The sequence below is a fragment of the Vibrio sp. LaRot3 genome (assembly GCF_027587025.1).
Lineage (GTDB): Bacteria > Pseudomonadota > Gammaproteobacteria > Enterobacterales > Vibrionaceae > Vibrio.
Genome location: NZ_JAPPTI010000001.1, coordinates 857983 through 870836 on the forward strand (window position 1 = coordinate 857983; position 12854 = coordinate 870836).

Annotated in this window: 14 protein-coding genes; 11 read left to right on the forward strand and 3 right to left on the reverse strand. The window is 44.4% G+C overall.

Annotated elements, in window-relative coordinates:
- Positions 1 to 6 precede the first annotated feature (6 nt).
- Both OH461_RS03935 and OH461_RS03940 read right to left on the reverse strand, forming a co-directional pair.
- Positions 7 to 1062, reverse strand: coding sequence for a pyridoxal-phosphate dependent enzyme (locus OH461_RS03935; protein ID WP_270019317.1), 1056 nt, complete (start codon positions 1060 to 1062; stop codon positions 7 to 9).
- Positions 1063 to 1455: 393 nt separating this feature from the next.
- Entirely contained in the window at positions 1456 to 1818 is a 363-nt protein-coding gene (locus OH461_RS03940; protein ID WP_270019318.1) for a hypothetical protein, read from the reverse strand.
- Positions 1819 to 2076: 258 nt separating this feature from the next.
- On the opposite strand from OH461_RS03940, the gene ccoN reads away from it, so the two are divergent.
- The 11 genes from ccoN to ttcA all read left to right on the forward strand — a co-directional run bounded on the left by ccoN (position 2077) and on the right by ttcA (position 12122).
- Positions 2077 to 3504 carry a cytochrome-c oxidase, cbb3-type subunit I gene (gene ccoN, locus OH461_RS03945; RefSeq protein ID WP_270019319.1) on the forward strand — a complete coding sequence of 476 codons (1428 nt, stop codon included), beginning with the start codon at positions 2077 to 2079 and terminating at the stop codon, positions 3502 to 3504.
- A 12-nt stretch (positions 3505 to 3516) separates the two neighbouring features.
- Positions 3517 to 4137, forward strand: a complete 621-nt coding sequence (ccoO, locus tag OH461_RS03950) for a cytochrome-c oxidase, cbb3-type subunit II (protein WP_270019320.1) — start codon at positions 3517 to 3519, stop codon at positions 4135 to 4137.
- Between the two features lie 10 nt (positions 4138 to 4147).
- The gene (locus tag OH461_RS03955; protein WP_270019321.1) at positions 4148 to 4321 is read left to right on the forward strand and encodes a cbb3-type cytochrome oxidase subunit 3; all 174 of its coding nucleotides are present in this window, start codon (positions 4148 to 4150) and stop codon (positions 4319 to 4321) included.
- A complete protein-coding gene (gene ccoP, locus OH461_RS03960) occupies positions 4321 to 5301 on the forward strand; it encodes a cytochrome-c oxidase, cbb3-type subunit III (RefSeq protein WP_270019322.1) in 981 nt (326 codons plus the stop codon). Before OH461_RS03955 ends, ccoP begins: the two co-directional genes overlap by 1 nt.
- An 81-nt stretch (positions 5302 to 5382) precedes the next feature.
- Positions 5383 to 5868, forward strand: coding sequence for a FixH family protein (locus tag OH461_RS03965; protein ID WP_270019323.1), 486 nt, complete (start codon positions 5383 to 5385; stop codon positions 5866 to 5868).
- A 7-nt stretch (positions 5869 to 5875) separates the two neighbouring features.
- On the forward strand, positions 5876 to 8248 hold the full coding sequence (locus tag OH461_RS03970; RefSeq protein WP_270019324.1) for a heavy metal translocating P-type ATPase: 2373 nt from the start codon (positions 5876 to 5878) through the stop codon (positions 8246 to 8248).
- Positions 8249 to 8425, forward strand: coding sequence for a cbb3-type cytochrome oxidase assembly protein CcoS (gene ccoS, locus OH461_RS03975; protein WP_270019325.1), 177 nt, complete (start codon positions 8249 to 8251; stop codon positions 8423 to 8425).
- Positions 8422 to 9093, forward strand: coding sequence for a sulfite exporter TauE/SafE family protein (locus tag OH461_RS03980; RefSeq protein WP_270019326.1), 672 nt, complete (start codon positions 8422 to 8424; stop codon positions 9091 to 9093). The genes ccoS and OH461_RS03980 overlap by 4 nt, the downstream gene beginning before the upstream one ends.
- Positions 9094 to 9184: 91 nt before the next feature.
- Positions 9185 to 9934 (forward strand): FNR family transcription factor, encoded by a 750-nt coding sequence (locus OH461_RS03985; RefSeq protein WP_260258473.1) that lies wholly within the window; start codon positions 9185 to 9187, stop codon positions 9932 to 9934.
- A 143-nt stretch (positions 9935 to 10077) separates the two neighbouring features.
- The gene (uspE, locus tag OH461_RS03990; RefSeq protein ID WP_270019327.1) at positions 10078 to 11025 is read left to right on the forward strand and encodes a universal stress protein UspE; all 948 of its coding nucleotides are present in this window, start codon (positions 10078 to 10080) and stop codon (positions 11023 to 11025) included.
- 164 nt (positions 11026 to 11189) lie between these two features.
- A complete protein-coding gene (ttcA, locus tag OH461_RS03995; protein ID WP_270019328.1) occupies positions 11190 to 12122 on the forward strand; it encodes a tRNA 2-thiocytidine(32) synthetase TtcA in 933 nt (310 codons plus the stop codon).
- Between the two features lie 74 nt (positions 12123 to 12196).
- Here the strand turns inward: ttcA and OH461_RS04000 are convergent, their stop codons facing one another.
- The gene (locus OH461_RS04000) at positions 12197 to 12853 is read right to left on the reverse strand and encodes a DUF2987 domain-containing protein (RefSeq protein ID WP_270019329.1); all 657 of its coding nucleotides are present in this window, start codon (positions 12851 to 12853) and stop codon (positions 12197 to 12199) included.
- Between the last annotated feature and the right edge of the window lies 1 nt (position 12854).

The following is a 12854-nucleotide window of genomic DNA, read 5'->3' on the forward strand; positions in this document are numbered from 1 at the left end:
ATTTTCCTATCCTACTTTTGCTAAACGGTTATTCTTGTAATGTTTGGGAGTAAAGTGTGTTTCTAGTTGCGGCCAAGGAATGACACTCCAAGGCATGCTCAATTCTGAAAGGTGTGAAAGATTCTTCGGTTCTAATGAATCAATGGGTTCGGCAAGATGGGGGCGTTGGAATACTGCTTCTAAATAACGGTGCCCAGTGTCGGGAGCAATAAGAAGAATTGGCGATTTGTGGCCAGTATTACGCAGCCATCGAGCGACGGTTAACCCAGCGCCAGAAGACAAGCCCGCGAAAATGGCATGTTCTTTCATTAATGCCAACGTGCCGCTCAAACAAGTGTTAAAACTCATCCAGTGGATGTCTTGATAGATGTCATGCCTAACATTGTTAAATGGAATGGCACTGCCAATACCTGCGATTACCGCTTCAGGGTCATCTACAAATTCTGCACCGAACGTTACGCTGCCAAACGGTTGAATTCCCTGAACATTGAGGTTGATGCCTTGGCCACGTAAGTAATGTGCGGTACCGCCTGTTGAACACCCTGTTCCTACTCCACCAATCAGTGTTAGAGAGTCGTCAGGGACGAGATCTAGGCTGTGACAAATCTTTTGTGCAAACTTTTGATAGCCAAGATAATGAATATCGTCATGGTATTGCTGCATCCAATGCACATTTGGTGACTCAGCAAGAAGGTGTTTGATTCGGTTTACTCGAAACTCTTGATCAAGTTTGAGAGATTGACCAGACGGTGCTGGTTCGTAGGTTGCCCCGAGTAGCGACAGTTGAGTTTTGAAACTGTCATCTACGGTTTTAGATGCGATGATATGACATTTCAGACCAAACCGATGGCATGCGAGCGCTAAGGCGTGAGCATAGATACCACTGGAGCTATCGACCACGGTGTCTCCGACTTTGAGAGTGCCTTTTTTAATGAGATGATCAATCGCAGTAAGTGTTGAATACACTTTCATGCATTCAAATTTTGCAACATAAACCTGATCCCCGATATCAATGATATGAGGGTGCTGAATAGCTTCAGTTATGTGTGGATAAACTTGCATTATTATTCTCCAACTGACTAGAAGAGAATGATAATAGATCGCATTTGGTATAATGTAACATAGTAAATTCGCCCTAAAACATAGTATTTAGCTTTGTGTCACATTGTTAGGGCTTTATGTTGATATGCTACTTACCGTTTAATTTTGATTATAAAATACTAAATAATAATCAGTGGCTTAAAGGTTGTTGTAGGCAGGTTCCATATGGCGGACGGGCGTTATAATCGTTTATAACATGTTATTTTTACAGTACTTTTACTCGCAGAAGCGCTGCTAAAACGCACATAGCCGCCAGTTTGGCGGCTATGTTGAATATGATTTTGAAAATGGCTGAACTCGACCCAGATATTTGTACAGCGACAAATCTCAAAGACTTTCATTATGAATCAACGCTTATTGGTTTAGCGTCAACTTGATGGTTTCTGCTTGTTGGTTATGAGTTAGCGCTAAAACGTAGCTACTCACTGTTGGTTCTTCAAATTGCCATACATTTTCTTCTTGAATAAGCGCCAGCGGCTGACCTTCGCTGACTACCTTCCAGCCTGTATTGGGCGTTTCAATAAAGATCACACCATGTTTAGCAACGACGCTAAACTCGCTGCCCTTAACATTAAACGTACAAGTTTGTTGCAAGTTGCACGTTACCTTGTTTTGTTGTGAATGGGTTGCGGTTCTCCAAAAGAACGCGATGATAAGCAGGCTTAACATCACTAATATTTGGATCAATCGTGCTTTTGTCAGCTTCTGTGCTGCCATTTCAGTGAGTTCTCCGTGTAACAAACTTCAAAGTTTTCAAATAAAAATCAAAACCTGACCGTTAGTAAGGTTACTTTTCTGTCATTGAATTGTTAATTGCAGTATAGTTTTAACTTGAAAGTGCCACTTTTCATAAAAATCGTAAAGAATAATTAACCTTCTGAAACACTAAGGTATTTCTTAAGGATTTGGGTGGCATTACGACATGAGTCGTACTGGAAGTAAAGTGTAGTCATTATAAATCGGAAGCATGCAATTATGAGCCAATTAGAAATGCATGAGCAAAACTACAACTATACCGTTGTTCGCCAATTCACTTTAGTCACCATTTTATGGGGAATAGTCGGTATGGCGGTTGGAGTTTTGATCGCTGCTCAACTCGTGTGGCCACAGCTCAACTTTGATACACCATGGTTGACGTATAGTCGCTTGAGACCGCTACATACTAATGCGGTTATTTTTGCGTTTGGTACAAGTGCCCTATTTGCCACGTCTTATTACGTGGTTCAACGCACCTGTCAAACGCGTTTATTTGGAGGTCCTCTCGTTCCTTTCACTTTCTGGGGTTGGCAAGCGATCATTCTCGCCGCTGCCATCACGTTGCCATTAGGCTATACCTCAGGTAAAGAATACGCGGAACTAGAATGGCCGATTGATATCGCAATCGCCCTTGTTTGGGTAGCTTATGCGGTGGTGTTCTTCGGGACGCTAATCACGCGAAAAACCTCCCATATCTATGTGGCTAACTGGTTCTTTGGCGCGTTTATCATTACCGTCGCTGTGCTCCATATTGTTAACAGCATGGCGATTCCGGTTGGTTTAGGTAAATCCTATTCTATCTATTCAGGTGCCGTAGATGCCATGGTTCAATGGTGGTACGGACACAATGCGGTAGGTTTCCTATTAACAGCGGGTTTCTTGGGTATGATGTACTACTTCGTACCAAAGCAAGCTGAACGCCCTGTTTACTCATACCGTCTATCCATTGTTCACTTCTGGGCATTGGTTTCGCTATACATTTGGGCCGGTCCTCACCACTTACATTACACCGCTTTACCAGACTGGACTCAGTCTCTAGGCATGGTGATGTCATTAGTACTGTTTGCCCCATCTTGGGGTGGCATGATCAACGGTATTATGACGTTATCCGGTGCTTGGCATAAGCTACGCTATGACCCTATCCTACGTTTCTTGATTGTTTCACTATCGTTCTACGGCATGTCGACCTTCGAAGGTCCAATGATGTCAATCAAGACAGTCAACGCACTATCGCACTATACGGATTGGACAATTGGTCACGTTCACTCAGGGGCGCTAGGTTGGGTTGCCATGGTGTCGATTGGTTCTGTTTACCATTTGATCCCTCGCCTATTTGGTCAAGAGCGTATGTACTCAGTCAGCTTGATTAATGCGCACTTCTGGCTAGCAACCATTGGTACTGTTCTCTATATCGTTGCGATGTGGATTTCGGGCGTCATGCAAGGTTTGATGTGGCGTGCAGTAAACTCAGACGGCACGTTGACATACAGCTTCGTAGAGTCCGTTCAAGCATCTTATCCGTTCTATACGGTTCGATTCATCGGTGGTTTCATTTTCTTGGCGGGTATGTTCCTAATGGCTTACAACGCTTATAAGACAATCACTGCCCCTAAAAATAGCCTAAAAGCTATTCCACAACCGGCATAAGGAGATTTAAGAATGAGTAATAATTCTAACAATCGCCACGAGCTTGTAGAACGTAATGTCGGTTTGTTGGCAATCTTGATTGTGTTTGCAATCAGCTTGGGCGCTTTGGTGGAGATTACCCCGCTGATTTTCCAGAAGCAGACAACCGAACCGGTGGATAATTTACGCCCATACACTGCACTTGAAATGGAAGGCCGCGATGTGTACATCCGTGAAGGTTGTAACGTTTGTCATAGCCAGATGATTCGTCCATTCCGAGCTGAAACTGAGCGCTACGGCCACTACTCTGTTGCCGGTGAAAGTGTTTGGGAACATCCATTCTTATGGGGCTCTAAACGTACAGGGCCTGACTTAGCGCGTGTCGGCGGTCGTTATTCTGATGAATGGCACCGTGTTCACTTACTTAACCCTAGAATCTGGGTTCCCGAGTCAAACATGCCCGCCTTCCCTTGGTTGGCTGAAAATGAACTTGATGGTCAATTGACGCAGAAGAAACTCCAACTGTTCCGAGATCAGTTTGGCGTTCCTTACACAGATGAACAAATCGCTAATGCTGAGAAAGACGTAGAAGGTAAGACAGAGATGGATGCCATCATTGCTTATCTGCAGTCTCTTGGCCATGCGATGAAGTAAGGAGCTGATTATGGATATAGGTACTATTCACAGTATTTGGACCATAGTGCTTTTCGTTAGTTTTATTGGCGTTGTTTGGTGGGCTTACGGTAAGAGCCGTAAAGCTCGCTTCGATGAAGCCGCAAACCTAGTGTTTGCTGACGAAGAGAAAAAGCCAACCGATGAACAAGGAGAGACTAAGTAATGGATACATTCTGGAGTCTTTGGATAATCATTATCACGGTCGGCACACTGCTAGGCTGTGCAGCACTGCTCTATTGGTGTTTAAAAGATACCATGGGCGTTGAAGAAGGTGCTGATATGGGGCACGAGTACGATGGTATTCGTGAGCTTAATAACCCACTACCGAAATGGTGGACATACCTTTTTGTCGGCACGTTTATTTTTGCGGCAATCTATCTGACGTTATACCCGGGGCTTGGCAGTTTCCAAGGGGTTCTTGGCTGGCAGAGTTCGGATCAAACGGTGAAAAACATCGCCGCTTCAAAAGAGTCAGTACAGAAGTCGCAGCAAAACAAACAGTTGGACCAATACGCAAAAGAGCTGGATGATGCTGAAGCCTACTTTGGTGAAGCCTTTAGACGTCTCGCTTATGTGGACGGTGGCGACGTTCTTAAATCAATCCCTGAAATCGATAAAGATCCTGAAGCGGTTAAAGTAGGACAACGCTTATTTTTGCAAAACTGTTCTCAGTGCCATGGCTCAGATGCACGTGGTCAAACAGGTTTCCCTAACCTAACGGACAATGCATGGTTGTATGGTGGTGAGCCACAAGCGATTGTAACGACTGTTATGCAAGGCCGAATTGGTCAAATGCCAGGTTGGAAAGATGCGCTAGGCGAACAAGGTGTAAAAGAAGTTGTTAGCTACACATTAAGCCTTTCTGGTCGTTCTGTGAATGCGAAAGATGCCGAGGCTGGTAAAGCTCGCTTTGTAGTATGTGCCGCATGTCATGGTACTGATGGTAAAGGTAACCCTGCGGTAGGTGCACCTGACCTCACGGATAAAGTTTGGTTGTTTGGTGGTAGCCGTGCAGCGGTGACTGAAACTGTGATGAATGGCCGTTCAGGTGTCATGCCTCCATGGCAACATATCCTCGGTGAGGACAAGGTTCAGTTGGTATCGGCTTATGTATGGAGCCTGACTAACTCTGAACAAGAGTAAAACCCTATTACAGCCCCTTACTTAGGGGCTGTCTTTTCACTATATTAGATCTATTTTATTGATTAATTTGAGAACTTTTTTATGGTAAAGCCTTGGTATAAGCAGTTTTGGCCGTGGTTTCTGATTGCATTACCTTTTACGGTCGTGGTTTGGACCATTATTACGGTGGTGATTTTTGCTCAGAACGAGGTGTCTCTCGTGACCGAGGATTACTATAAAAAAGGTAAAGGCATCAATATTGACCTTTCAAAGATCAAAATAGCAAAAGAGTTAAATCTGCAAGCAAGTGTCATGACCAAAGGCCGAGAGGTTGTTATTGCCTTTGATAAAGGGGATTTAGATCATTTCCCTGCTCTCTCCGCTGAGTTTGCGCACCGTACGTTAGAAGATCGAGATTTTGTGCGTATGTTGTCTTCTGACGCTAGCGGTAATTATCGGTTTGTGGTTGATGAAAGCATCAAAATTAAAGGCCCTTGGTTTGTTAAATTAAGCCCTCATGATGGGCAATGGATTGTTCAAGGGCGTGTTACGTTTCCTTCATCTTTACCTACTCCACTTTTGAATTAGGTCGTTTATGTGCAAATCGTGTTATCACTGTGGTGAAGATGTACCAGTCGACACGGATTACAAAGTAGAAATCCTCGGAGAAACTCGGGACATGTGTTGTCCGGGTTGTGAGTCGGTGGCTCAGACCATCGTCGATAGCGGCCTAGTGTCCTACTATCAATATCGTACTGCTCCCGCAGAAAAAGCCGACCTTGTTCCTGAGCAACTCAAAGCGCTGATTCATTACGACAATGAAGAAGTCCAATTAGAGTTTGTGCGAAACAACGACAATATCGCAGAGGTGACATTGTCACTAGACGGTATCTCTTGCGCCGCTTGTGCATGGTTGATTGAAAAGCAGCTCTCTCACACTAATGGCGTCGCTCAAATTCGTGTTAACACAACAACTAACCGCGCGATTCTTGCGTGGGACAAACAGAAAACTCGATTGAGTGAACTGCTCTCTGTTATCCATAAGCTTGGCTATAAAGCCGCGCCTTTTGAGGCAGACCAGCAAGAAGCCGCGTACCATCGCTCAATGAAACAATACCTGTACCGATTGGGGATTGCTGGCCTTGCTACTATGCAAGTGATGATGTTGGCTGTGGCGCTTTATTTGGAAGTCTTTGGTGACTTAGATACTGAGTTTAAAAACTACTTTCGTTGGGTCAGCCTGATCTTCGCGACTCCTGTCATGCTCTACTCGGCATTGCCATTTTACATGAATGCTTGGCGCAGCATTCGTAGTCGAACCTTAGGCATGGATGTGCCCGTCTCTATTGCCATGATATTTGCGTATGTCGCCAGCTTAATCGCCACGGTGACAGAAAAAGGTGAAGTGTTTTTCGAATCCATTTCCATGTTCGCGTTCTTCTTGTTAGTTGGACGTTTCCTTGAAATGCGTGCCCGTCGTAAAGCCGCCGCTGCGAGTGGCAACTTGTTAAAGCTCATCCCTGCAATGGCAACCAAACTTGATGGCGAGCAAATCCCCGTAAAATCATTGCGTATTGGCGATCAAGTTAAAGTGCTTCCGGGAGAGCATATTCCTGCTGATGGCTTGGTATTGTCTGGCCGTATCCATGTGGATGAATCCATGCTGACAGGTGAGTCTTTACCTGTGGTTAAAATTTCAGGAGATGCCGTTTTCGCGGGCACGCTTAATGGTGATGAAGCGTTTGAACTAGAGGTGAATTCGTCGAAAGCGGAATCAGTGATTTCTAATATTGTTCGCTTACAAGACGAAGCGCAGTTATCTAAGCCAAAGATTGCTGAAATCGCTGATGTTGTTGCTCGCTATTTCGTAGGGGCTATCTTAGTTATCGCGATTGGCACTTGGTTATATTGGTCACAGCAAAAGCCAGAAGATTCGTTTTGGATTATGTTAGCGGTGCTTGTTGCCACCTGCCCTTGTGCGCTTTCTTTGGCCACGCCCACAGCGCTAACGTGCGCGACTTCGCGCATGGGTAACTTAGGTATCTTACTTCGTAAAAGCCATGTGTTTGAAACACTGTGTAAGGTAAATCATCTTATCGTCGACAAGACGGGCACACTGACTCATGGCGATATTGAGATCAGCTCGGTCAAAGTATTCAATGTACATGATAAAGACCATTTACTATCGTTAGCTGCGGCATTGGAGTCTCATGCTAATCACCCGATTGCACGCGCCTTTAAGCCATATTCAAACTCATCTATCGAGCTCACTGAGGTTGAAAACGTGATTGGTAGTGGCTTACAAGGTTACTACCATGAACAGTTGGTTAAGATAGGCAGTGCTGAGTTTGTACTAGGTGATAAACAGTTAGGCCAAGCGAACTCAGTCTATCTATCGATTGATGGTCAGCACAGCGCGACATTTGAGTACCGCGATCCTATCCGCAGTGAATCAAAAACTCTCATAGAGCAGTTTAAAGCCGCAGGTATAAAAGTCACTTTGCTGACTGGAGACAGCATGCTAAATGCTCAAGCCGTCGCGAGTAAGATGGGTATTTCGGATATCGTTGCGGACGCAAAACCTGATGATAAGTTGGCTTATCTTAAATCCGGTGCAGATGATGACATTACGATGATGATCGGCGATGGCATTAACGATGCTCCAACTTTGGCTGGTGCTCACCTCTCTGTTGCTATGGGAGGCGGTACAGATGTAGCGAAAGCCTCAGCGGATATGGTATTACTTGGAGACAAGTTGGATAGGTTACTTAAAGCCCGAGCGTTAACACTCCGAACTCGTCGCATTATTGCCGAGAATCTTGCATGGTCATTGGGTTATAATTTATTAATATTACCGCTTGCCGTTGCTGGCTTAGTTGCACCTTATTTTGCCGTGGTTGGCATGTCTGCTAGCTCTATTATTGTGGTGTCGAACTCATTACGTCTACTTAAGGAACAGGGGAAATAAATGGAAAGCTTGTATATTCTTATCCCTATTGCGATTGTTTTGGTGTGTCTCGCAGTTGCAGTGTTCTTATGGGCGGTGAAAAATGAGCAGTTTGAAGACCTAGAGCGTCAAGGTCATAACATTCTGTTTGATGAAGACGAACAAAAGCCAACCAACGATAAGAATCCTAAGTTATGACGGCCGATTGGTTGGCCGCGTTTTTTATTGGGTTTGTCGGTGCGGGTCATTGCATGGGTATGTGCGGAGGGATCGCCTCTTTATTATCCATGGGTCAGGCTCACCCAGCGAAAAGCCTGCCTATTTATTACAATATTGGGCGTCTTTTCAGTTATGCGCTGTTTGGCGCATTAGTCGGCGGTGCCGTTTCTTCTCTTACTGATATTGCCAATATTACCTACGCGTTCGCTTGGCTCAGAATTGCTGCTGCCATCTTTATGGTGTTGCTCGCCTGCTACATCGCTAAGTGGTGGCAAGGATTACTGGTGATTGAAAAACTTGGCCAATCACTATGGAAGAAAATCTCTCCTGCGGGAAATGCCCTTTTACCGCTAAAAAAATCTCATCATGCGATCTACTTTGGCTTTATTTGGGGATGGCTTCCCTGTGGCTTGGTATACTCGACGCTCACTTGGGCAGTAGTCTCTGGTGGTAGTGTAAATGGTGCACTTATTATGTTGGCATTTGGGCTTGGAACTTTGCCCGCTATGCTCGCAGTTGGCTACGGAGCCTCGTATCTACATAACCTGCAACAATCAATCGTATTTAGAAACATTGCTGCACTTGCGATCTTAACGTATGGCGTATATACAGCGTATGGTTCTCTCATTATCTTGATGTCACGTTGATAGATTGCTGTTTTTAAGCACCTTTTTTCACTACCTTTTATGCGTTAAGAGTGATAAAATATTGATGTATATCAAATAGTGAAAGGTTGTTATGATTTCTGAAAAGCCTGCGACAAAACGCATTCAATCGGGCGGATGTGCAATACACTGCCAAGATTGCAGCATTAGTCAGCTTTGTATTCCGTTTACGTTAAATGAATCTGAACTGGACCAGTTAGATCAAATCATTGAACGTAAAAAACCGATTCAAAAAGGCCAAGAGCTATTTAAAGCTGGCGATGAGTTGAAGTCTCTTTACGCAATTCGTTCAGGTACGATTAAAAGTTACACCATCACTGAACAAGGTGATGAACAGATCACTGCATTCCACTTAGCGGGTGATTTAGTGGGCTTTGATGCTATCACTGACGATAGCCACCCTAGTTTCGCTCAAGCCCTTGAAACATCAATGGTTTGTGAGATTCCTTATGAGATTTTAGACGATCTATCAGGTAAAATGCCTAAGCTTCGTCAACAGATCATGCGTCTGATGAGTAACGAAATTAAAGGCGACCAAGAGATGATCTTACTGCTTTCTAAGAAGAATGCGGAAGAGCGTCTAGCGGCGTTTTTATACAACCTATCTACTCGTTTTTCGCAACGTGGTTTCAGCCCGCGCGAGTTTCGTTTAACAATGACTCGTGGCGATATCGGTAACTATTTAGGCCTAACCGTTGAAACCATTAGCCGTCTACTAGGCCGCTTCCAAAAGTCAGAAATTTTAAGCGTTAAAGGCAAGTACATCACTATTCTTGACCATGATGCACTGATGCAATTGGCGGGTGTTTCTACAGAATCGTAATAACATCAATGATGTAGCTCTAAACTGAGCTACATCATACTTCTTCAATCTTCCCCATAGTTTTTCTAAAAACCTTCATCGAAATACGCTACAGTAAACTTAGTGACTTAAGTATAAGTCTCCTCTTCTCTAAGGAGTTTACTATGAGTATCTATAACAAAATTCTAGTTGTTGCCAACATCAACAATGATGAACAACCCGCTCTAGCTCGAGCCATGCAACTTGCTGCCAAAAGCCGCTCGCGTAGTCACGTCACTTTCTTCTTATCTATTTACGATTTCTCTTACGACATGACCTCTATGCTATCGGTCGATGAACGTAACGCGATGCGTAAGGGCGTGATTCATCAGCGTGAACAGTGGATGCGAAAAGTCGCTGAGCCTTATGTGAATGACAGTGTTGATTTCGATGTCATTGTGGTGTGGCATAATCGCCCTTATGAAGCGATCATTTCTGAGGTGTATTCAGGTGGTCATGATATCGTGATCAAAGGAACGCGTAAGCATGATGTGTTGGAATCGGTCATCTTCACTCCGACAGATTGGCATCTACTACGCAAATGTCCGTCCCCAGTGCTCTTGGTGAAAAACTCAGATTGGCCTGAAAATGCGAGCATTTTGGCCTCTGTTCATGTGGGATCAGAAAATGACACTCATCTTGGTCTGAATGACAGTATGGTTGAACAGCTAAAGAGCTTAACTGAGCGTTTAGGTGCGTCCCCTTACTTGATCAATGCGTATCCGGTAACACCGGCGAACATTACGGTTGAATTGCCTGAATTTGACCCAGCCACCTACACCGATGCAGTCCGTGGTCATCATCTCACTGCAATGAAAGCGTTGCGCCAAAAGCATGGTTATGATGAAGAGCAAACTATTGTAGAACAAGGTTTGCCGGAAGATATCATTCCTGAAGCGGCTGAGAAGCTAAACGCAGCGATGGTGATTGTCGGCACAACCGGTCGAACTGGTTTGTCTGCGGTATTTATCGGTAATACTGCCGAACATGTGATTGATAAAATTAACTGCGACATATTGGCGCTAAAACCGGAAGGTTACATAAGCCCGCTTGATCCAACTACCGCAATATAACCTACCCATCCAATCCCCTTAGCCTCGCTGAGGGGATTTTTTCTTCTACTCGTTCAATAGAACTAGCATCTGCTGTATTTATCCGTATCATACGCCCTTCGTAGTTATTCCAGCTAATTGGAATCTGCACATTAACAATGATGACAAGAAAAGACTGCAAGCAAATGACCGAGCAAACTCAAGAGCGTACCAAAGCTCAACAATATAACTTCAACAAACTTCAAAAGCGTATTCGCCGCAACACAGGCCAAGCGATTCAAGACTTCAACATGATTGAAGATGGCGACCGCATCATGGTGTGTCTATCTGGTGGTAAAGACAGCTTTACTATGTTGGACATTTTAATGAGTTTGCAAAAGAGCGCGCCGATTTCGTTCTCTTTGGTTGCAGTGAACCTAGACCAAAAACAACCGGGTTTCCCTAGTCACATTCTTCCCGAGTATCTTGAGTCACTGGGCGTTGAATATAAGATCGTTGAAGAAGATACCTACTCTATCGTTCAGGATAAGATCCCTGAAGGTAAGACGACATGTTCACTATGTTCTCGTCTACGTCGTGGTATTTTGTACCGCACGGCAAAAGAGCTAGGAGCAACGAAGATTGCGCTTGGTCACCACCGTGACGATATTCTTGAAACGTTATTCTTGAATATGTTCCATGGCGGTAAGATGAAAGGTATGCCACCTAAGCTAGTATCAGACAATGGCGAGCACGTGGTTATTCGTCCATTAGCGTACTGCCGCGAAAAAGACATTATCAAGTACTCTGATATGCGCGAGTACCCTATCATTCCATGTAACTTGTGTGGCTCTCAGCCAAACTTACAGCGCCAGAACATCAAGCAAATGCTAAATGATTGGGATAAACGCTTCCCGGGCCGTATTGAAACCATGTTCCGTGCAATGCAAAACGTCGTTCCTAGCCATCTTGCAGACCACGAGCTATTTGATTTTAAATCAATCAACCGTGATTCAGGCGTAATCAATGGCGGTGATATTGGTTTCGATAAAGAAGAAATGCCAGTACAGCAGTTTGATGATGAAGACCGCGTACAAGAGTTTGATCCAAGCCTTCAGCTTGACGTGACAAACCTATAGTCGGTGCCGAATAAATAGAAAAGGTCGCGTTAGCGACCTTTTTTGTATCCGTTTAATTTTGGACGATTAGCGCGTTATTTCGCGTCAGGTAAATACGGTAATACTCGCAATGTTGGCTCAGGCAGCGTCATGTAGCCTCCCTCACCGATTTCACTTAATGCCACTTGCAGTTTGCCATTCACAATAGGTTTGGTTAATCCATTAGAAAACGAGACTTCACCTTGTTGCTTTGCAAACTCTAACGTCACGCCCTCAACATCCGGCGTAAACCAACTCGCGAACATGCCGCCGAGCTGCTCTAAAATGGACTGCATTTGAGGTAGCAGAGCTTCGATTTGCTGATAACTCACGTTACCTTGTAACGGATTTTTGGTCATAACGACCATGGAAAAGTCGCAGCGCTGATCTTGTGGTGTATCAACAAAGACTAAAGGATTGGCTTGTTTTAAATTCGCATCAACCGGAACAATCACCTCCTGGCTTGGAGATATAACCAACTCTTCGTAATGCTCTTCCTTTTCCATCCAAGCTTTTTCTACTCGGCAAAGCTTTTTGGTGTCTGCGTTAGTAAAGAAAAAACCGACTTTGACATCATCATGCCCTTCCTTCGCGTTCTGCTTCATGTGGGTGTACAGCTTGGAATAGGTGAACATATATTCTTGAGCTGAAGCAGGTAAACAAACAGCGCCTAATAGCGCTGTTGTTAAAAATGTGAGCGAGACTTTCTTCATT